Raw genomic sequence first — 20,485 nt, 5'->3', positions numbered from 1 at the left:
CCCGTCAACTAAACAGTTCGCCCCCTACTTGGTTAAACATGTTTTGACTGGTTGGGACCATAATCTCGTTTAACAAGCGAAGCTATGACACTGCAAGAAGTACTAGGGGTAGATCCAAACCACTGTCATAAAATCCATCTCCTTTCACTAAATGCATTAAGGATGGTTTTCCCAACCATAAGCATAATTATTTTCTTTAAGATAGCTGTCTGCTTTATAGGAGAAATTCATTTTTTGGAACTTTTTTGATACCATTTCTTCATTGATAACTTTTGCTTGTTGAAGTGCATGTTTGTCTTTAAATATTGTATTAGGTTGATTCGCTTCCCCGATGATATAACCATTAAAAGTCGCACCAAAAAAATCAAAAATACGCTTAAATTGCATTATTAATGGTAATGCCTTTTGTTTTGAATCTTCCCCACCTACTACTAAAACGTACATTCTTTTATTTTTCATTTTGTCTTTAAAATTAATGTGTAACTGGTCAATTAAGTATTTCATTAGTTGACTTATTCCGTTTAAATAAAGAGGGGTAACAAATAAGATTATTTCGTTTGTTAATACGCTATTCACCATAAAATAATAATCTTTGTTTAATGACAGATACCTTTTCGATTCATGTGGTTGATCAAACATACCAACAATTCGGTATTTCTATCTTTCCGCAGGCTTCCATAAATAACCAACATTTGTAATTCCTTTCATTTGAAGTTTGCGTATTACGATTGATGATATACTATATAAATGTGCATATCCTGAGCTACTCCCATTCAACATTTATCTATGCTTAATGATTTTATGGAAAACAAAAAGAGCCTTTTATCAAAGGGCATAATTATCCCTTGGTGACAGACTCCTCCTGATGTTTACAGCAACTTCAATTGTAATTTATCAATAATATTACAATAACATTACAACCGTTACAAGTTTTCAAAAGCTATAATTCTTAAAGATTTGAACCAAAGTAAGAATGGATGATCAAAAGTATGATAAAACAGCTACACTGTTTGAATTGCATAATAAAGTTTTATAACCATTATGCTGTAATAGGGAGTTTTAAATTGAAACTGGAATGACAAGCCCCTGTCTATTATGCACATGGCGGAGAGGTATGTTCTTTGGACCACGCTTTGAGGACTGTGGTTTAAAACTTTCTTATCTAAAATACGGTAAAGGTGGCTATACATAATTACGCTATTCAGTTTCGTTCGGAGGCTGTTTTTTTATTGTCTAAAGGATCGCCACTACCTTCTTAAATTAAATCCCTGTTAGCTCAGATTGAATACTTACTGTAATATATTTACAATGTTTTTGGCCAGTTACTATGCGAATATTTCCATAGTAAAAATAATAGGAAAATAATCAAAATGATTTTAATAGTTTATAATAATAACGAAAAAATTTTTTTTACAATATTAATGTTAAGTTTAATATCATATCAATTATAAATAAGGTACTACTTATAAAGGCAACACCCTATTTGCTTTTTTATTTTAATACTCATAGTCTATTACCTCTACTTTCAACCCCTGACTGCATCAATTTTGGGGCTGTCGTAGGATGGAGTTACTTTTACTTTAACCAGATTTTGTGCAAAGTTGCTGGGAACATTTTTTTCGTCAGAAATTTAAAGACTTATGGAAATATCATAAGAAGGATTGTTGTTATAAACGATACCAAAAATCCTTTGTGACTCCCAACCAAAAGTAGCAGCATCATTACCTGGATACTCTCGCATTACCCTTTTATCAATAGAGGAAAATACAATATCTCTAATAATGCCTTCTTGTGTGACATACCAATTCCCTACATATGTCTTAAGTGCTCTCAGTAGTGGTTCTTGCTGCAATGGTTGGAGAAACTGTTCAAGAAATGAAATAGCAATTAGCTGGATAAATAAGTACCTCAACAATTAAAGGATCTTTATATTCCAGATTGATCTCAAGTATGGTTCTGTATATCCCAACAGTTGAGACTCTATCTTTTCAAGCATTAGCTGTGATTTAGGTATTAGGGTCCTATTTTTTGCAACGTTAATTAACAAAGAGAAAAGCAGTTAAAAAAATCATTCCAACAATATAAGTTTGAATAGTTGTTGAGGAGTGCTCTTATTTCTTTTTTGAACTAACGGCCCAGTTAAAGAATAAAACAGTTTATAACAAAAAAATAAGCTAACGAATTGGTGAATAAAGAAATTTGAAAAAAGACCTGTTCGACTCCAAATTGGAACAAACAGGTCTTTTGATTTTAAATGCTACTAAAGGTTCTTGTCAGGATTTTTAGTAAATTTAAAAAGTATCGTAAAAATTTTTAATTGCTTTGTCCACATATACCCATCCTTTCCATCCTATATGAATCGTATCCTTCATAAAATAAGGGTCGTATTCATGATTGGAAAAATCAGCAATTGGATACCCTTGTGACTCAATTTGATCTTTAATTCGTTTGTAATAAGAAGTACGGCCTTCCTTTGGAAAACCGGTGTAATCATACCATCTCCCATTAACGGGAATGGAAATAAATAATGGTTTTGCACCTGATTGTTTTAAAAGATCTAGTACAAGCTGAAAATCTAAGTATTCAAAGGATTTACCGTATGATGCACCTATTTTGGAGTCCTTCAATCGAGGAACTCGCTTCTTTATTTTATTGTATTTCGCATTAATCACATAAAATGAATTATTCGTTGACTGCCGTTTACCCATTAAGTCTGCTTGATGTTTTAATTCCCCCCAGGATTTATTTCGTACCTCCGGGCTGACATCGCGTTTGCGCGGAATACCGCCTGCTATCGAATAATATAAATCTTTTTTCGTCAGTATTCCTCTATATACACATGCAAATGGCCGTACAAATGCGGCTTTTCGCTTATCCCAAGCATTATTCGAAACTTCTGCTTGATAAAGAGTCGAAAGCATTCGATCGTCCTGTACGGGTTTAAACTGTAACAATCGTTTCATCACAATCTTCTTCGTTTTTGGGTCAATTTTATCGTTAAAAGCAAGATCATATCCCTGAAGTATTGAGTAATTTGGCACAAAGTGCGACAAATCTGCCCCCTGTGGCTGGAACCATTGGGGGGATAAAACAAATACAAGTTTTTTTCCTTTTAACTGGTCCATATGTTCAGCAAAGTTGAGAACATGAATCAAAGAAATCGAACCACCGCGTCCAATAAGAAAAGGAGTAAACCCTTCATAATTTTCTTTAAAATAATTGGATGGATGAAACCGATCAAGCCTAGCCAACTCGGATGAACCGTATATGGGCAAATACTGATGATCCTGAAGCATTTTTCCCTGAATATATTTACCTTGAAACATGAGAGGATTCAGTTCTGTTGCTGCTTGACTTACTCTTTGTTTTGGAATGAGACGTTCTACCCAGCTATTGGGAATAATAATCAAAATCAACAATGTCAGAAAAGCAAATATCAGCGGTGCAAATAAAGCTTTTTTCATTTAAATTCGGCCAACTGCTTTGCGATATTATTGGGGGTATTCCATGTGTCGCGGTCGAATTCCGTAATGGGTACTTTAATGCCAAACAGTTCTTCGATTTGCACAAGCAATTCTACAGTCCCAAACGAATCGAGCAGCCCAGATTCAAATAAATCAATATCTGGGTCCTCTTTTACTACATCGTCTTGGCAGATTTCCGCCACTAATGCAATAACTTGTTCATTCAATTCCATATAAATCATACTCCTTTATGTAAAAACTGTCCTGAAAAAATATAAAATCCAAAGCATACGAAATGGAACGCGATGATGACAGGCGGTATATGGGCTTTTTTAATTTTGTGGCCACCAATGATATTTCTTATTAATTTGTTCAAACGAATTATTAGCAACAATTAAAAATGCGTGGTAAACCCCATAAAGAATATATTGAATTTCCAATCCGTGCCAAAAGCCCATTAATAAAAATAACAGAATATAACCCAAATTGGAAACTATTTGTCGATATTTACTCCATTTTTTCTTCGTTATCCAAAACACAAACCGCATAAACACATAATCCCTGAACTAAAAGGACAGCATCATATGCCAGCGATTCCAGAAGTCTTCATATTTAAAAGCACTTAAGTAGTTCAATAAAAGCCAATTATGTTTTTCCCTTTTGTTTTCTTTCAAAATAAATCCACGTGTAATAAATTATTCAAAAAACAATAGGAACAGAAAACACATAAGGTCTCTGATTAGCTGGAAGAAAGTATATTAAAAATATCCCGATTATTAGCATAGGTGGCATAAGAATAAAATACTTCTTTTTATGCACGCTGATCCCCTCCCTTTTGTTTAATGCTACCAAAAAAAATCCATTCTCTTGTTCAACTAACCTGCCCCGTTAGCCATCCATGCAGCGCAAAATCAGCGCTGCACCACAGAGAATGAAAATGGCTAAGACCGTCTATACTGTTTTAATGCTGGCGAAGAAGGTCTTTGAACTATGGTGCCTTTGAGCCCATCCGTTAGTCTGACTCCAACGACCACGGTGTACCACCGACTGTCGCACCCTTTAGGGGTAGCACTCATGGGAGATTAATCCTTTTTCTGGTTGTTGCGCCAGCTTTAACTGATTTCAGTTTAAGTAGAAAGGTTGCACAAGTCGATCTACCAGCCAATCTTATATACGATCCTTCAAGAGGCTCAGCCTTTTTTTAAAAACTGGTTTTTCTGGGTCTATTTTTTCATGCCCTTTTTCAGTTTTTATTTTCATGGGAGTTCAATAAATTCAACAAAAAAGCGTAAATCCTTTTTGGATAAACTCAGCCATAATTACTACAGAAAACATTAAAGGCGTGACAATAGATCTCGCCTATTTTTCACCCGAAGAATATTTGCCAAAACTAGGAAATAAGCGCAAGCTGTGTGCTATTAAAAATTGCGCTGTATAATAGGTTGTCATTATCAGGATATCAGAATAGGGAATCTCTGAAACAAACAAATTCCATGATAGAATTGAGTCTGAGAGGACGAATAAAATACTTCCAATTATTGCCCATATATTTTGGGACAAAAATCCAGTCCAACACATTAGCCCATCACCTAGCATACAGAAAAATAATCCGCACCATATAATCCAATGGGGGCGTGATTTTTTATCAGGTATTAGTTTATAAGCATAGAAAAGAATTAGCCACATTGGGATTAATTTAAATATCATTTTGATTGCTTCTGGTTTGCTGGAAATGCCAAATATGTATATAAGGCTCATAAGTAAAATGAAAGTGGGTAATCGATAGGTTTTCAATATATTCACCTCTTTGTATCAGTTTTATTTCTCTTTTTTATTGCCAACAGCTTCTCCAAATAGGATTTTAATAATCTACTATTTTCTTTAAAACTTAACGTTTTCCTTCCGGAAACTAAACTGCTTCTTTAGTCCTGCCACGTTAGTCGAATAAGAAAAAAAGACCGCCACAGCGATCTCCATTTTTAACTCTTGCACCCGTTTGTTTAAGTGTAATCCTTCACAATCTTTTCTACACCTTAAAATTTAATCCCTATTAAGTGTTGTTCCAGAATCCAATACAATAAAAAAAGACGCCTTATCATTCAAGTAAAGCGCCCGATTATGGAAGAACGAAGGTATTAAATACCAAAATCTTCTTTGGAAATTATTTTGTCAAAATACGTATTAACACATCCACATCTGGTAACCCATACTCTTCATCAATCTCTTCTTGAGTGAGAAGACTGTTTAGGATGGTAAAATACCATGACAACATTCTTCGGGGTTCGCCTGGAGAAAATTCACCCGATTCCTGTCCTTTAACGAAAATAGGAATTATCGGATCGATCAGAACATTTGTTGAAACTTCTTCAAAGATTTGTGTGACCTTTTCAGGAACATCTTCAGCTTTGCGAGCACGTTCCATTAACATAAAGGCATACATATTATTCTCATCAAGCATGTTTTTCGTTAAGGTTCTAATTTGTTCAAAAGGTGTTCCTGGTAAGGATCCAACATACTCGAGTTCCCTTCTTGCTTCTCCCATCAATTCTTGGACGAGAGTTATGAAAAGCTCCTCTTTAGAATTGAAGTAACGGTAAATTAATCCTTCACTAATGCTTGCTTCCTTAGCAATCATGCTCGTTTTCGTGCCTGTATATCCTCTGCGGGCAAACATTTTAAGCGCCGCTAGTTTTATCTGCTCTCTGCGTTCGTCACGGATTTGATCAAGCTGCTGCTGTCTGTTTAATGGAGACACCCTTCCAACCTCCGGATCTAATAAATGTCATATTCATTATATCATTTAGTTAGAGAACTTTTGCTTTTACAATTAGTTGATAAACGTGGGAACCAGTGGACGTACCCTCTTGACCAACTCCTCAAGAAACTGATTAGGACGGGCAAAACACGCAAGATGGCCAGCTTTTTTGATGAGAACAAACTCCTTATGAGGGGCTTCAATCTCATCATAATAAGCTCTAGCCAGTTCAGATGGCGTGATAATATCATTATCTCCGTGAAGGATATAAACTGGCACCTCAAATTTACCGTATTTTTTAAAATCAAATTTTATTAATTCATCAAATAGATGGTCAAGGGAATAACTCATACCTTTAAAAATATCCATCAAATCACGTATTTTATGTTCCGGAGAAGAGAGCATAGATGGCAAAATTAAGTCTGTAATCATATTGGGGACATCCTTAATAGTTTTAACGAGAAGTCGATTCCTCTTGTCAAAATCTTTACGACTCCATTGGGATTGATTCGATCCCATTTTCTCAAGCAACTGCACCCCCTTCGTATTGCCTGCCCCGTAAAGAGCGTTGACTGATAATGTATACAAAAGATTTTGTGAATCTGGGGCATTCTGATCTGTACCGACATAGGCATAAAAAAGATCTGGCCGAAGCTTTGCCATCATGATCCCAATTAGGCTGCCTGCAGAGCTTCCAATAAGAATTACCTTTTGATGACCGAGTATATCACATAGGTATTCTGCAACCTCTATCCCATCCTTCGCGAGACGTTCGAAAGTGATTGCTCCGCTACCGTCTTTACCGTTCTTGCCAAAAGTCTTTCCTGCTCCACGCTGATCCCACTGAACGACAATGAAGTGCTTCTCCCATGAACGCAACAACGGACTAAAGATGGAATAAGTCGAAGCCGGACCGCCATGAATCAGTAACAAAACGGGGGTGTTCCGATTCTCGCCACGAATCGTGATCCATTGATCGATACCGCCAATTTTAACGTAACAGCCTTCAACGATGCTGTTAGCCGTGCTGATTTGTAGCTCTTTGACATTCTTTCTCTGATTTCTCTTTCGTAGAACGATTTCTTGGAGGATATTAATTTGGCTCATTCGAACATGCCCTCTTCCCTTTTTAAATGAGTGAGTGACTTACTCAACTATAGATTGAGGTATTTTATGGAAATTGTCAACAACAAATTTTCATCAATAGATAAAAGAAAATTTCTTTATAGATTTCTCCTTCGGAAAAAGAAATAAAATACCCTTTACTTCAATAAGAAAGCCTCCAGTATGATGGCAGCAACTCTTGAATGAAAACACCCTATTAATTCAAGATGATTGTTTTTTTCCTTTCTTACTCCTTGCAATCATAATTCCTCCAACCACACACCCAATCCCTAAAATATGCATTATAATGTTACCAATTTTACCTAAGACATCATCTGTTAATCCAATTAAAAAACTACCAAATAAAATGAGTAAAATGACAAAAAATAATTTCAAATTCATTTTCCCACTCTATAGTGGCATTCACAATTTTAACGAATCACCTTTACCATTCTATGTATTTTCCGTTAGGGAATATCATGGATTTTAGAGCTTTTTTTATGTTCATTTAATTATCCTGCCAGTTAGTGGAACAAGAAAAAAAGCCGCAGCAGCGACCCTTTTGTTTAACTCAAGCACCCGTTTGTTTAAGTACAGTTATTCACAAACTCAAAATTAACATTTATAAAATAAGCATTTTAATACCACCTTAGATATTGGGGGAAAATACCTTTGAGGTGGTTAAAGTGATTAAAAAGATATTAATAAGTATTTGTATTTTTAAATTAATTACAACCAGTGCTATGGCTCAAACAAATCAACAAATACAAATTATCGATATAAATAAAGGTAAAGTCATAAAAAATGTTCAAAAAAACTCTGATTTACAACAAGAAGTAGAGAAATTCCTGGAAGGAATAACAGGGGTTTACGTGAAGTTGAATCCTTATCCTAATAATGGGTTTGTGATAAAAATCCCTTTAGAACCTAATGTTATGGTTAATAATCATTGGTTCAATGACTTTGTAGATGAAGTAATGATTATATTTCCTAGTCAAGAACAACACCCATATTTATTGGTTTTTGACAACGAGAACCAACCATATTTTTTAACATTTCAAGACGATACAAGTAAATTCTTGGGATTATTAAATTTTAAGCCGTAGACCTCAGAAATGAGGTTTATTTTATGCGTTTTAACTAACATGACCGTTAGTGAGTATTTGTGAGAAATCCTTGCTTTTTAATAATACGAAATGCGAATCTCCGACTGTCCACTTTTCATATCTATTTATGGTCCTTCTCCTAGGTTGTCTCCCAGTGCCATGCTTAAGTGTAGTCTTTTATTACGTCGAAAGGATTAATAAATACAAAAAAGCCCTTCTAGGGGCTTTTGTGATTGAGACTGTCTTTGTGACAAGTCTATGTGCTAAGCAAGATTATGGCTTTTCGGATACACTCTAGACTATGCATCAGTTTAACTTGAGTACCTAATCGGTTAAGTTTTACTTGGAGTTATTTTTTAGAACATACCGAGAATTAATTCGTTAAAAAATCAGCCCTTGTCCATTCCATTTCATTATCTTGTACATATATTATTATTACCAAGCCAGTCATATTACATTACCTTTTTGGATATAAAGAACGTTTGCCATAAAGCAGACGTTTTTTTCGATTTATAGGCATTTCGTACATTTTGCCTTATCAATATGATGTTTGTCCAAGCAATTCTTGTCTTATGAAATATGATACATAGTGAAGGATTTAATTTCGAACATTCTAACAGGTGGTGATAAGTATGTGCTTTGGAGGATTTGGCTACGGAGGCTATGGCTACGGTGGTTTCGGCGGAGGCAGTACATTTGTTTTAATCGTCGTATTGTTTATCCTTTTAATTATTGTTGGTACTTCCTTTATTGTTTAATAAACCAATACACGTTCTAGCGGAAAGAATGATTATGGCTGGAGGTGCAATAAATGGACGGAGTAGGAAATAGTTTTGCGTTAATCGTAGTATTGTTCATCCTTCTTATCATCGTTGGTACAGCATTTGTGTTCTACTAATAAATAAGATGGATGGAGTAGGAAAAAGGCCCTTTATCGGGCCTTTTTTAACGTTTAAAGTGTATTATTTTTTGTTGTTATATTTCTCAAAACACAAAAAAACTGCTGATGCAGCCCGATGCTTATTCAACTCATACACCCGTTAGTGTAAGTACATTCCTTCACAAATATATTATTATTGTGTTGATAATTTCTTTCTATCATCTGCCAAAGGTGGCTGTTCAGCCCATTTGTATTTAATCAGAATATCAAATCCATCTTTCGTATAGTGTGCCATTTCCGTAAGAAGCAGCATATACTTTATTCCTAAGTCTGTCCGTTGACAGGTACCTATGGCTGAACCATACACACCGATGGAAGTAGAACCTAAAAGAGCCTTGTGATGCATCATAAGACGGTCTGAAAAAGGTGAAATTGTTGAATTAGAAACTTCCGCTTCCTCCGATTTTGGCTTTGGAAGATGGTCATTGTTCAATAGGTCCTCCAACGTCTCAATGTGTTTTTTGTAAAGTTCTACCCCACGCCATAAAAAGTTCTTAACCTCTTGAGATTTAGCCACTTGAGAGAAACCCATTGTGAGTGATTTACTTAACTGAACTTTTCGCAAATCCCAGTAAACGTTACTTAACTCAATGCAACTTAACGGTCTTTTCCCTCGGAATATACCTTCAATAAAATTATGGGATTCAATAAATTCATATTGTTCGGAAGGGCTAATAAATGGTGGTCTAGATACAATACCTTTTTCCAATAGTAAATCTAATGATTTGTTGAAAAGTTCCATTGTTTCATTTTGGCAATGTACGAAGTAATCCCTTATGTCCCTACGCATATTTGTTGTTAAAGCGGCGGCATAGCCTGCTAAACCATTGACACTCATTATGTAGGTATAAGATAAGGTAAATTCATCTGAAAACAAGCGAGGAGCAGACAAATCCACATCTGCCTCAGTAAAACCGTGGGGTATCGGAAATTTTTCTTGTGAAAAATAATCCTTTACCTTGGTAATGTGCCCCTCAACCAATTTCAAAGAAAATTCTAAAATCGGACGTATAGAGGCGTCTTCAACAATTTGAAGCATATGTTTGTAAATGCATATTGCCATAGTATCACTCTGATACTGTGACCAAATGTTAGCAATTTCAGGTGCAGTTAATCTTATGTTATGTGGGGTTTCTTCCTTTATAAATTCGGGCATCTTAATCCTACGAAAATAATACTTTATTTTGTACTATTAACCAAAAAAGGATTAATTATGTGATTTTTTACTTTAACTAACCTGCCCCTTTAATGCAATAAAAAAAGCTGCCACAATGACAGCTTGATCTACAACTCTTGCACCCGTTAGTTAAATAACTCAAAGACATATTTCAGCCTTCCAACTACTTGACTTCGACTTTACTACGATTAGGTTTTCATTTTCCCATTTGAGAGTACCTAGAAACCTTGCATATACAACTTCGTTTCCAACCTCTTCTACCAATAATTCGTCAATAATTCTTAGACCTTTTTCATTATAGACCTCACACCTTAACTGAAAGCCTTCTGAACGATGAATTCCCTTTAAGATAGCCATTTTTTTGCGACTTGGACTTTTTCTCGGTGTTTTATCAACAATAAAAACTGCTTCAAAATTCTGTTTCGCAATTTCACTAAGTGCTTCTTCAACATAAGACTCAATAATTGAAGAAGATAATTTCGAATATGTCTTAATTGCAGGCACAATGTAACATCTGATTAACTCAGAAAACTCTTGAAATTTCGCTTGTGTTGATTCTAATTCCAAAAAAGACATATAGTCATAAGGAACAAATATTTGTATCTCCTCAATTGCATTATCCTCTTCAAAGGAAACACTCTTATTTGGATTTGCCAAGCAGTATACACTAATCATTTTAAACTGGGCTAATTCCACACCTAATTGAGTAATTTTAGTTGAAAATATCAACTCAAAAATTCTCATTTCGTGTAATCGATTATAGTGTTTTTTGGGACGATTTTTTCCCCAGTCCATAAAGTGAATATTTATCATAAAAGATTCCTTTCGTTTTTTACATATGTACAATTTACTTAAATTTAACACGTTTCCTTCTTAAACTGCCCCGTTAGTTCAAGTGAAACATTTCACAAAGCACTTTCCGCTAGTCGTTTTTTAGTTTTCATAAAATAAGTTGAATGATTGTGGAATAACTCTGGACAAAAACCGACATTTACCATTTAGATGGAAAACATTTACAAAAACATAATAATACCTCAATAAATAATAATCTCACTAATAGCAGTTTTTTGTTTTAATTTTTTCCCTTCCAACTCCATCAATTTAATCAACTTTACCACCTCCATGGATTTAATCATAAAAATAGTCTTCCAATGTGCTTGAATGTTTTTATATTTCTTCTATATTAATATCATGAAGAATTAAAACTTTTGAAATCTCACTTTGAGACAGGGTTAAATCATAAATCCGAATTCTCTTGTCTTGTACAATTTTCATATTGAAAATATGGAGTTCAGGTTGGAGATTCCTCATAACATAAAGTACTATTAAATTAATATTGTTTTTCAAAAATTCATCATGCTACCAAGTGGCTCGTTTGTTGGTAAAAACCCATCATACAGTTTTGTTAAATTTAGATCAGAGGAAGAATTTAAGAGTAATTTAAAATTATTATTCCCACAGAACTATTAGAAGGAGGATATTATGAGCGAAAATATTAAAACTTATGAAGCTGAAGGTATCAAAATATATTGGAAACCCAATATTTGTAAACACGCAGCAGAATGTGTAAAGGGATTGCCAAGTGTATTCGATACCCAGAAAAGACCTTGGGTATCACCCCAGAATGCAACAGCTAAAAAAATCATGGAAGTGATTGATCGTTGTCCAAGCAGAGCACTTACTTATGAGCAAAAATAAACAGAACTAATAAAGTTAGGAGAATGAGGAAATGACTGAAATTAAAATGGGCAAGAATGAATTTTATATTGAGGAATCTAATGAAATTATTGCAAGAATTCAATTTATCCCAAGCGGAAAAGATGTAAATGGAAGAAATTTAATTATTGTAAGCCACACAGTTGTATATGAGGGACATAATGGTCGTGGATTAGGCAAAGAATTAGTAAACAAGATAGCTGAATATGCAAGAGATGAAAACTTATATATTATTCCTGTATGTCCTTACGCAAAAAGTGTTCTTGAAAGTAAGGAAGAGTATCAAGGTGTACTAGCAAATTGATGCCATTTTATTATATCTGTTGAATCACCTACACTTAACTGGACAAAAAATAAGGTCAAGCATAGACTAATCACTAAATCAAGGCATACTGCTAATTAGTATAAGAGATCCAGTGAAGAAGCCACGATAACGAGACAACCAATTTTTTAAATTGCCTAGAGATTAAATAAAAACACCGACATTCAAATCGGTGTTTTTATTTATTTATTTATTTATAATTGGACATTAAACATTTGTCTTAACCTTCTGGTGCCTTCGTAGACCATTGCAGCATTCCAAGAACGCATCTTTCCTTCATAGCCGTGCGCTTAGCCATGTGTTACATATATCTTCGATTATGATTTTATGTGCAATCACATTTAAAAACTGCCATTTTGACAGCTTGATCTGCAACTCTTGCACCCGTTAGTTGAATATGGCCAAAACCTTTTGTTTCAATCCCCTCCGACAAATATTTTTTTAATGGCTGGATTGGAGATTTCATTAATAAGACTTTGATACTCACCTTGTTTTTTTCGTTAATAAACAGCTTGTATTTTTCCAAATCAGTGATTAACACAATAAGTGCCTGTCCTTCATAGGTTGCATCTGACAGATAATAATCGCTTATTTTCCTCAACTCTAGATAGCTTCGGCATAATTTCTTCGAGTTAAATATTTCATTGTGTAAGGCTTCTGTTATTTCGTATGTCTTTATTTTTTTGTCGTCTTATCATATATCAAAACATCAAGCCCCAATAACCTCACTCCTTATGGAATCCCAGTTATTCTAATACTTTATTTAATTAAACTGCCCAGTTACTTCAATAAGAATATGCATTCCCGATGTTCAGTAATGCACTCAATTAGTTGAATTAGTAAGTCTTTATATTGCCCAACCCCATTCACCTTTTAAGACATTTTCTCTTTCATCATTATCAATATCTGCGAAATCCATTCCTTCCGTTTACACTTACGACAAGGTAATGGATAATTCTTGTCTTCATCACATCCAAATAATGTTGAAAAACTTCGTTCTAAATCATTGGGGTCATAGAACAAAGTACAAAGCTCAAAGTCGTGAATATATTGGCATTTACAGAATACACACTCTACAAATCTAAAATCAGCGTAATCATCTAGTATGTCACTGTTTTAAAATTGTTTGCACTTATCATTACTTTTTCCTTTTATTAAATCAATAGCTTTAAGGTATTATACAACATTATTCTTGTTCCACTAACCTCCCCCTTTAGTTGAATAAAGAAAGAGTGATTCCTCGTTATTAAACACCGTTGAAATAAAAAAGACCGTCATTGTGACGATCCATACTTAGGCAATCGGTGTGCCATTTTTAACAGGCTCATCTGGCTTTAAGAGAACTACATCACCCTCTTCTGGAACACCTCCAATAACTAATACCTCAGATCTGAATCCAGCTATTCGACGGGGTGGGAAATTTACAACTGCGACCACTTGACGACCTATTAACGTCTCTGGAGTATACCTTTTTATTATTTGTGCACTAGATTGTTTAACTCCTAATTCTTCACCGAAGTCAATACCTAGTTTAATTGCTGGCTTACGAGCTTCTGGAAAGGGTTCAGCACTTATTACAGTACCAATACGAATATCTAGTTTTTGAAAATCCTCAATCGTTGCTATGGACAAAACTATTACCTCCAAAAAATTTAAATTACTTCTCCTATTATTATATTAACAATTAATGGTACTTTTAGGAATTTACTTGTTCAACTCCCTCAGTTTAATACGAATATCTATCGAATGCTCACTTATTCGCAGGATTTCATAACCCTTGTAATTTGGATTTAAGTGTAATTGATATGAGTTCAGATCATTTGACTTCATGAAGGCATAGTTAAATAAAGGAGTCAGCTACCACTCCATATTTTACCATATAATGTACAACTCCACGCCGCCCCTGGAGGCTTTCCCTCCCATGTCTCAACGGGTCAATTGCCCTCTCATTCCTTCGTCATGCCTATCCAAGGGGTGGAGGCCAGTTATGCTAAACTGATGGGTCACAGTGCCCTTTTGTTGAAGAAACCTGGTACTCCGTACATATTTGAAATCCTACGAATAAGACAACATTCAAAATTAAAGTTTAGAATATTAATTAATACATTTTATATATCAAATGTTTTAATTCTAAGCTGCTATAGGGATTAATACTTGGACTTTACTTGGACAATAAGACTCATTACTTCGTGCTATTCCCACAAAAATCCTTGCTAGTTTACCTATCAGTTTCATGATTGATTTCATTTTCTTTATCTTCTTTACCTTCACATTATGGGAGTGGACAGCTTTAAACTCAGGGTTATTCATCACAAGGCTCATTGTTGCTAAGTAGAGGAATCGCCGTAGCCTAGACCTTCCACGCTTTGAAATGACAATCTGTCCTTTCCATTTTCCTGAACTTGCTTCAGCTAGATGCAATCCTGCATGACGTAATAGAGAGTTGCCGTGAGAGAATCCGCTTAAGTCTCCTGCCTCACCTAGTATCCCAGCTAATGAAATTTCACTTATTCCCTTAATCATAAGTAGTTTTTTCGCGAATGGTATTTTGTTGAGGACATCTTTAACTTGTTCTTCAACTCTTTCGAGTTGTTTTGCAGCGAGGTCATATTCCTCTAATAATTGTTCTAAATGGAATTTATAAGCATCAAGTGCTTGTCCGGTTCCAATAGAAGATTTTGCTAGATTGATCAGTAATTGAGCTTTTTTAGGTCCTGGTTGTCGTTTCATTAAAGACTTCCACCCTCTCATGACATCTAGTGTTTCAAGTGAAGATATTTCATCCGGTGTAGGAAATAAACGAAGGGTTGCGATGGCCCCTTTGCACGAAACATCTTTAAACACTTGTCTCAGTTCTGGAAAGACTATATCCACCCATCGATTTACTTGATTAATAGACATCACGAGACGTTTAACAATTACATCACGGTTCGAAATTAGAACTCTAAGTTTCTCAAAGGATTCTGATGTTGGACGAACAAAGGAATAATAGCCGTTTTTCACCATATCCGCTATAACGAGGGCATCTTTTTTATCACTCTTCGATTGAGTATTGTCACGATTCTCTTTATTCCTTTTTACTAAGTGGGGATTTACAGTAACTACCTCAATGTTTTGTTTATCCAGCCATTTTGATAGGTTAATCCAGTAATGTCCTGTAGGTTCCATACCCACTATTGTTGAATCTAATTTTTTTAGTTTTTGTAAGTTTTGAATCCAACTTAATAGTTTTACGAATCCCTCTTCATTATTTTCAAATGAAAGTGGATCTCCAACTACAATACCACGGAAGTTAACAGCTCGAGCAATGTGTAGTTGTTGAGCGATATCCACACCAACAATAAGGTGTGTATCGGAAATTCTTTCTATTAGTTGATTTTGTTTGTCTTGCATTTTAAAATTCATAGTAGGGCTTCCTCCTTAAGACAATGAGTTTAGATTGGTCTCTATACTCGTATCTTACTGAGGGGCTCTATTTTTTTCAAACCTGATATTTAACGATCTACAGGAATGCTAAACTGTATCGTTAGCTGAACAAGCAAAAAAGAGCTGCCACAGCGAGGTGTTCAACTTAAACAACCCTTAGTTAAAGAAGATTCATTATAAAAGTTTAGACATATAGTATTCAGCAACAAATTTGCCGTCTATGTAGAGTGATTGTCTTTTTGTTCCTTCAATTTCAAATCCCATTTTTTTATATAGCTGTATACCTGCTTGATTTTGAGTTACTACGGTTAATTCTAAACGATGAATATTGTGCTCTTCTGCCCACTTCTCTAATTGTTCAAATAGTTTTTTGTTCCTATTCCGCGCCCTCGATATTCGGCTAAAACCCCAATAACAAGATATTCAGAAAGTTATGCACCGTTCGTATAAAGTACAACTAAATATTGTAAAATATTCCTCCTTTAGATTGGCACGAACGTTCATTCGTGTATAATTAAAACATGCTTATCAAAGGAGGAACTTTTATGAATTCAATTGAATTAATTATTTTAAACTTAAATGAAGTTAGAAGAAGAAGCATAAAAGTCTGGAGATCTATTCCTGAAGAAAAACTAAGTTGGAAGCCAGATAATGAAGCAATGAATTGTCTGGAAATGGTCAGGCACGTACTGGAAAGCGAACATTATTATCACCTGGCACTTAAAAATCAAGGAAGTTTATCCGTTTTTAATTCCCCTTTTGAAAACAGACCTTTTACTTCTGTAAATTCTGAATTGGAATTTGCTGAACCCTATCGTAATGAATTCATAAATACAATCAGATCATTTTCTAAAGAAAACTTAACAAATATTAAGATTGACCGTTCTGATGCAGGATACATAAGAGACCTGGGGGATATGCTTCTACGAATTGCGTATCACGAATCTGTTCATACTGGTCAGTTATTAGATTATTTAAGAACCGCAGGTGTTCCAAGACTCCGTATCTGGGATTAAAGCTTAATATAGGTGCTTTCACTGTTGTGAAGCACCATTTTTATTGCGTATTGGTTTTTTTAAACGTGTTCCCTTCTTCAACTGCTTCGGTAGCCGAATAAAAAAAGCCACCAATATGGCAGCTCCAATCTTTAATTCTTGCACCCGTTAGCTTAAGTACACTCCTTCACAATCTCTTCGTTAATAAACCAAAAAAGCATGTGCTTTAAGTAACCCAGTGGTAATGACTTTTTTAATTAGGCTTACTAGCTTGCCTAGAAGTTTCTCTTAACCAGTGGACGAATTTCAAATGCAAAAACATGAATCCATAAAGGAACGGGTAGGAAATAGCTGAGTGCCACCATTTCCAATGTGGATAATATAAATATCCCATTTTTAAATATGTCCATTCATAGAAGCTAGAAAAGATTGAATATACCAGAATATAAGTAATTTTCTTTTTCCAGCTGCCATTGAATGGATACCAGCTTATCATGATAACAGCAGCAGGAGCATAGATAAATAAAATCATAAAGGTTGTAGGTAGATCAATGTATTTTCTTACCCAGAATTCATATAGGCTGTATCTATCTGTCCATCTGTCTGCTACTTCTGCGATGAATAGACATGTTGCAACAGTAGCATAGTACTCCAATGGAGGAAGAGGTTTCGGAACCTTCCAAGCAACCCACGTGAAAATTACGGCTGAGACAATTAAATACCAATACCACATGGAAAAACACCTGATTTCTTATGTAAAGGTTACTTCCATAGGATTATCAGAAGTTTCTCTTTTTATTTGCGTAATAGTTGAGCAAAAGCTTCGGATCCCAAAGCTGGTTCAGTGATGTTCTTTGATTTCCACCTGCCCCTTTAGTGAAATAAGAAAAGCTGTCACAATGACAGCTTGATCTACAACTCTTGCACCCATTCGTTTAAGTATAATGTTCCACAAGCTCCATTGATGTAATAACCGTTAATTTCTTTTTTCAATTTTACATATCCATTTATAATACTTTAATAAAATGAGTAGTAATATAGGGTCGCACATTATTGAATATAATATATTCCACCAACCATAATGAAAAAACCCCCAAGGTTCAGGTAGCAATGATATTGACTCATAAGCTGTAATAAATATAATCCAATAAACAAAGTAACGGAACATTTTTAACCTAGAAGTGTTGAAGGGAAACCAATTCAAAAAAATAACATTCACTGGTGGAATTAATAGTGTATATACTAAGAAATTACGCCACTCAATTCCTTTGTAAAAATACCAATAACCTCCAGTCTTTTCATCAATATATATATCAGCCCAAGTAAGCAATATTATTGTAAATGTCCATATGTGAACCATTTGATTTTTCCTAAGACGTTTATTCATTTTATAAACTATAAAATTAAATACAATAATAGAAATAACGCACAAGACCATAGTTTATATCCACCCTAATGAAATTAGATCATTTCACACTTAGTTTCTTCTCCAATTATGGAATTAATTCTCTAAAGTCTTTTTCCGTTAAACTACCACATTAGCTGCATAAGAGAAAGTAGGGAAACCTCTCTCGAGGCTTCCCCCTTATCAAACCGTACGTGCCCTATTAAGGCATACGGCTTACCAAATGTTACAATGTTTATCAAGAGGATGCATTCCAGGCATTTTGCATCTTTTGTAAGCGATGAGGGGTAAAATATTCCTCACCTTTTTCTTTTGCTCTTTTGACTTTGTATTGGAATCTTCTTTTTGCAGATTTACTCATATCGCTTAGGTATTGTTCTATAGTGTATCCGTAGGCTTTATTTAGATAAAGCCAATAGGATGGGATTAGTTTAATCTTTAAAAAGAATTCGTTATTCCAAAGGGTATTCATTCTCATACCTTTTCTTTGGGTTGGGTGCTTATGGATTAACGCAACACGCAGTCTTTTTCTTATATATCCATCAATTCGCTCAAGAATTTTCCTTATCCATCGAGTTCTACAGTGACTCTTTTGTCCGTATTCTTCGTTTGCTTTTACCGCTTTGATAATAGTCACATAGTAATTTACCTTACCTCTAATAATAGGATTTACCCGATTTATCCATTCTTCTTTGCTAAGAGTTAGGGATTTCCTAGTCTTTTCCTTGATTTTCAATCGAAAATCCCTGATGGATTCTTCCTTTGGTGTAACATTAAAGAAGGGTTTATTATCTTTCCTTCTCTTTGTCCAATGATGGAATGTGAACCCTAAAAAGTCAAAGTCGTCCTTATCAAAGTTGACAACTCTGGTCTTCTCTTTAGAGATTTCCAGTCCCAACTCAGCTAACTTATTCTTAGTTAAGGTAGCCGCCTTCTTGATTTCTTCGTTTGATTTAGCAAATAACAAGAAATCATCTGCATATCTGACAAATCGAATACCATTCAAGTCCCACTCCCAGTCAAGTTCATTAAGGTATACATTTGCAAGTAGTGGTGAGATGACGCCGCCTTGAGGTGTGCCATAGTCAGAATGGATAAGTTTCCCCTCTTCCATGTGCCCAGCCTTTAACCATTGTTCAACCAAACTCAGGACCGTACGGTCTGACACATATTTCTTTAAAACCCCAATCAGTTTATTATGGGGTATATTGTCAAAGAAACCTTTTATATCACAATCGTAAATATGGTTATATCCTTGTTCAATATTCCAGAGGATTATTTGCAGGGCTCTTTGTACCCCTCGATTCGGTCTGTATCCAACCGACCAGTTATGAAACAACAAATCTTCAAATTTTGGCTGTAGTACATTTACAATACTTTGTTGAACTATGCGGTCCCCGATAGTTGGAATACCTAAAGGACGTTTCTTTCCATTCTTCTTTGGTATGTATACTCTTCTGACTGGTTGAGCTTGGTAAGTCTTTGCTCTCAATTTGTTTAGAAGTTCCATGATGTTTTCTTGTAATTTGGCATCATAACTTTCAATTGTTTCTCCGTCGATTCCTCCTGCCCCTTTGTTTGCTTTAACTTGTTCGAAGCTTTGGGTTAATTTTCGGTCAAACAATATCTGCCCATATACACTGTGTAATTTAAACTTCCACTCTTGATTCATTGCGTATTCCACGCCTTTCCTTGATGTACATTCAAACGGTTTTACCGCAGTAACATGATTGTTTACATTACATCTAGTTAATGGCTTGGAGCCATAGGTCGTTCCCCTTCCGTTCACTCGATGTTATGGTCATCGAATTACTTCCGTACTATGAGAACGTCTGACTTCTCCACCCGTTCCTCGTCATTTCGGATTACCCTTATAGACTAGAACCCTGCCTGTTTGGTAAGGTGGAGACCTCACGGGGTTATCGCATTTCCCTTCTAGACATACCCTGCACCACCACGTTATAAGTCACATTTTCTCGCTCTGACTTCTAAAGAAAATGCCCCTTTAGCGGGCTTCCTCACTTTTCGAAGAGTCGCCAACTTATCCCGCCGCCGTGCTTCACACTTATTGCATT

General features: G+C 35.1%; 20 protein-coding genes and 2 pseudogenes. 6 read left to right on the top strand and 16 right to left on the bottom strand.

Features of this window, described 5'->3' with window-relative positions:
• Positions 1-156 precede the first annotated feature (156 nt).
• The 8 genes and pseudogenes from RCG21_RS16095 to RCG21_RS16060 form a co-directional block, all read right to left on the bottom strand.
• Complete coding sequence (locus RCG21_RS16095) at positions 157-579, bottom strand: NAD(P)H-dependent oxidoreductase (RefSeq protein WP_235824957.1); 423 nt, start codon at positions 577-579, stop codon at positions 157-159.
• Positions 580-2,291: 1,712 nt separating this feature from the next.
• Positions 2,292-3,464, bottom strand: a complete 1,173-nt coding sequence (dltD, locus tag RCG21_RS16090) for a D-alanyl-lipoteichoic acid biosynthesis protein DltD (protein ID WP_133340061.1) — start codon at positions 3,462-3,464, stop codon at positions 2,292-2,294.
• A complete protein-coding gene (dltC, locus tag RCG21_RS16085; protein WP_133340063.1) occupies positions 3,461-3,697 on the bottom strand; it encodes a D-alanine--poly(phosphoribitol) ligase subunit 2 in 237 nt (78 codons plus the stop codon). The genes dltD and dltC overlap by 4 nt, the downstream gene beginning before the upstream one ends.
• 5 nt (positions 3,698-3,702) lie before the next feature.
• Positions 3,703-4,072, bottom strand: a pseudogene (locus RCG21_RS16080) (D-alanyl-lipoteichoic acid biosynthesis protein DltB); the annotation flags it as partial.
• 751 nt (positions 4,073-4,823) lie between these two features.
• Complete coding sequence (locus RCG21_RS16075; RefSeq protein ID WP_308914266.1) at positions 4,824-5,042, bottom strand: lysoplasmalogenase family protein; 219 nt, start codon at positions 5,040-5,042, stop codon at positions 4,824-4,826.
• Positions 5,043-5,625: 583 nt separating this feature from the next.
• Complete coding sequence (locus RCG21_RS16070; protein WP_133340066.1) at positions 5,626-6,219, bottom strand: TetR/AcrR family transcriptional regulator; 594 nt, start codon at positions 6,217-6,219, stop codon at positions 5,626-5,628.
• 72 nt (positions 6,220-6,291) lie between these two features.
• Positions 6,292-7,326, bottom strand: coding sequence for an alpha/beta fold hydrolase (locus RCG21_RS16065; protein WP_133340068.1), 1,035 nt, complete (start codon positions 7,324-7,326; stop codon positions 6,292-6,294).
• 219 nt (positions 7,327-7,545) lie between these two features.
• Positions 7,546-7,725: a serine kinase gene (locus tag RCG21_RS16060; protein WP_235824958.1), complete on the bottom strand. Its 180-nt coding sequence runs from the start codon at positions 7,723-7,725 to the stop codon at positions 7,546-7,548.
• A gap of 284 nt (positions 7,726-8,009) precedes the next feature.
• On the opposite strand from RCG21_RS16060, the gene RCG21_RS16055 reads away from it, so the two are divergent.
• The 3 genes from RCG21_RS16055 (at position 8,010) to RCG21_RS16045 (ending at position 9,327) form a co-directional block, all read left to right on the top strand.
• A complete protein-coding gene (locus RCG21_RS16055) occupies positions 8,010-8,429 on the top strand; it encodes a hypothetical protein (RefSeq protein ID WP_133340070.1) in 420 nt (139 codons plus the stop codon).
• 632 nt (positions 8,430-9,061) lie between these two features.
• A complete protein-coding gene (locus RCG21_RS16050) occupies positions 9,062-9,187 on the top strand; it encodes a YjcZ family sporulation protein (protein ID WP_133340072.1) in 126 nt (41 codons plus the stop codon).
• A gap of 53 nt (positions 9,188-9,240) precedes the next feature.
• Positions 9,241-9,327, top strand: coding sequence for a YjcZ family sporulation protein (locus RCG21_RS16045; RefSeq protein WP_133340090.1), 87 nt, complete (start codon positions 9,241-9,243; stop codon positions 9,325-9,327).
• A gap of 175 nt (positions 9,328-9,502) precedes the next feature.
• Here RCG21_RS16045 and RCG21_RS16040 read toward each other — a convergent pair whose 3' ends face one another.
• Positions 9,503-10,525, bottom strand: a complete 1,023-nt coding sequence (locus tag RCG21_RS16040; protein ID WP_133340074.1) for a DUF3231 family protein — start codon at positions 10,523-10,525, stop codon at positions 9,503-9,505.
• Positions 10,526-10,684: 159 nt separating this feature from the next.
• The gene (locus RCG21_RS16035) at positions 10,685-11,359 is read right to left on the bottom strand and encodes a hypothetical protein (protein ID WP_133340076.1); all 675 of its coding nucleotides are present in this window, start codon (positions 11,357-11,359) and stop codon (positions 10,685-10,687) included.
• Between the two features lie 669 nt (positions 11,360-12,028).
• Between RCG21_RS16035 and RCG21_RS16030 the strand changes: the two genes are divergently transcribed.
• Together RCG21_RS16030 and RCG21_RS16025 are read left to right on the top strand one after the other, a co-directional pair.
• Positions 12,029-12,244: a (4Fe-4S)-binding protein gene (locus RCG21_RS16030; protein ID WP_133340078.1), complete on the top strand. Its 216-nt coding sequence runs from the start codon at positions 12,029-12,031 to the stop codon at positions 12,242-12,244.
• Between the two features lie 31 nt (positions 12,245-12,275).
• Positions 12,276-12,566, top strand: a complete 291-nt coding sequence (locus RCG21_RS16025) for a GNAT family N-acetyltransferase (RefSeq protein WP_133340080.1) — start codon at positions 12,276-12,278, stop codon at positions 12,564-12,566.
• Positions 12,567-12,909: 343 nt separating this feature from the next.
• Here RCG21_RS16025 and RCG21_RS16020 read toward each other — a convergent pair whose 3' ends face one another.
• The 4 genes and pseudogenes from RCG21_RS16020 to RCG21_RS16005 all read right to left on the bottom strand — a co-directional run.
• Complete coding sequence (locus tag RCG21_RS16020) at positions 12,910-13,185, bottom strand: hypothetical protein (RefSeq protein WP_133340082.1); 276 nt, start codon at positions 13,183-13,185, stop codon at positions 12,910-12,912.
• Between the two features lie 692 nt (positions 13,186-13,877).
• Positions 13,878-14,210 (bottom strand): chaperone CsaA, encoded by a 333-nt coding sequence (gene csaA, locus RCG21_RS16015; RefSeq protein ID WP_308914265.1) that lies wholly within the window; start codon positions 14,208-14,210, stop codon positions 13,878-13,880.
• A 504-nt stretch (positions 14,211-14,714) separates the two neighbouring features.
• Complete coding sequence (locus tag RCG21_RS16010; RefSeq protein WP_308913380.1) at positions 14,715-15,989, bottom strand: IS110 family RNA-guided transposase; 1,275 nt, start codon at positions 15,987-15,989, stop codon at positions 14,715-14,717.
• Between the two features lie 195 nt (positions 15,990-16,184).
• Positions 16,185-16,438: pseudogene (locus RCG21_RS16005) on the bottom strand (GNAT family N-acetyltransferase); the annotation flags it as partial.
• 117 nt (positions 16,439-16,555) lie between these two features.
• Between RCG21_RS16005 and RCG21_RS16000 the strand changes: the two are divergent.
• Positions 16,556-17,026: a DinB family protein gene (locus RCG21_RS16000; protein WP_308913379.1), complete on the top strand. Its 471-nt coding sequence runs from the start codon at positions 16,556-16,558 to the stop codon at positions 17,024-17,026.
• A 232-nt stretch (positions 17,027-17,258) separates the two neighbouring features.
• Here the strand turns inward: RCG21_RS16000 and RCG21_RS15995 are convergent, their stop codons facing one another.
• Both RCG21_RS15995 and ltrA read right to left on the bottom strand, forming a co-directional pair.
• Entirely contained in the window at positions 17,259-17,738 is a 480-nt protein-coding gene (locus RCG21_RS15995) for a CBO0543 family protein (protein WP_308913378.1), read from the bottom strand.
• A 910-nt stretch (positions 17,739-18,648) separates the two neighbouring features.
• On the bottom strand, positions 18,649-20,082 hold the full coding sequence (gene ltrA / locus RCG21_RS15990) for a group II intron reverse transcriptase/maturase (protein ID WP_133340727.1): 1,434 nt from the start codon (positions 20,080-20,082) through the stop codon (positions 18,649-18,651).
• Between the last annotated feature and the right edge of the window lie 403 nt (positions 20,083-20,485).

It is taken from the genome of Bacillus salipaludis, from assembly GCF_030938565.1.
Taxonomy (GTDB): Bacteria; Bacillota; Bacilli; order Bacillales; family Cytobacillaceae; genus Neobacillus; species Neobacillus salipaludis_A.
Note: the sequence above shows the minus strand (reverse complement) of the source record. Positions and strands in the feature narration are given on the sequence as shown.

Excerpts from the sequence above, each read along its gene's own strand:
- RCG21_RS16095 (WP_235824957.1), bottom strand. The coding sequence starts at position 579 with ATGGTGAATAGCGTATTAACAAACGAAATAATCTTATTTGTTACCCCT.
- dltD (WP_133340061.1), bottom strand. The coding sequence starts at position 3,464 with ATGAAAAAAGCTTTATTTGCACCGCTGATATTTGCTTTTCTGACATTG.
- RCG21_RS16030 (WP_133340078.1), top strand. The coding sequence starts at position 12,029 with ATGAGCGAAAATATTAAAACTTATGAAGCTGAAGGTATCAAAATATAT.
- RCG21_RS16050 (WP_133340072.1), top strand. The coding sequence starts at position 9,062 with ATGTGCTTTGGAGGATTTGGCTACGGAGGCTATGGCTACGGTGGTTTC.
- RCG21_RS16035 (WP_133340076.1), bottom strand. The coding sequence starts at position 11,359 with ATGATAAATATTCACTTTATGGACTGGGGAAAAAATCGTCCCAAAAAA.
- RCG21_RS16075 (WP_308914266.1), bottom strand. The coding sequence starts at position 5,042 with ATGTGTTGGACTGGATTTTTGTCCCAAAATATATGGGCAATAATTGGA.
- RCG21_RS16025 (WP_133340080.1), top strand. The coding sequence starts at position 12,276 with ATGACTGAAATTAAAATGGGCAAGAATGAATTTTATATTGAGGAATCT.
- dltC (WP_133340063.1), bottom strand. The coding sequence starts at position 3,697 with ATGGAATTGAATGAACAAGTTATTGCATTAGTGGCGGAAATCTGCCAA.
- RCG21_RS16010 (WP_308913380.1), bottom strand. The coding sequence starts at position 15,989 with ATGAATTTTAAAATGCAAGACAAACAAAATCAACTAATAGAAAGAATT.
- RCG21_RS15995 (WP_308913378.1), bottom strand. The coding sequence starts at position 17,738 with ATGTGGTATTGGTATTTAATTGTCTCAGCCGTAATTTTCACGTGGGTT.
- RCG21_RS16000 (WP_308913379.1), top strand. The coding sequence starts at position 16,556 with ATGAATTCAATTGAATTAATTATTTTAAACTTAAATGAAGTTAGAAGA.
- RCG21_RS16065 (WP_133340068.1), bottom strand. The coding sequence starts at position 7,326 with ATGAGCCAAATTAATATCCTCCAAGAAATCGTTCTACGAAAGAGAAAT.
- ltrA (WP_133340727.1), bottom strand. The coding sequence starts at position 20,082 with ATGAATCAAGAGTGGAAGTTTAAATTACACAGTGTATATGGGCAGATA.
- RCG21_RS16045 (WP_133340090.1), top strand. The coding sequence starts at position 9,241 with ATGGACGGAGTAGGAAATAGTTTTGCGTTAATCGTAGTATTGTTCATC.
- RCG21_RS16060 (WP_235824958.1), bottom strand. The coding sequence starts at position 7,725 with ATGAATTTGAAATTATTTTTTGTCATTTTACTCATTTTATTTGGTAGT.
- RCG21_RS16040 (WP_133340074.1), bottom strand. The coding sequence starts at position 10,525 with ATGCCCGAATTTATAAAGGAAGAAACCCCACATAACATAAGATTAACT.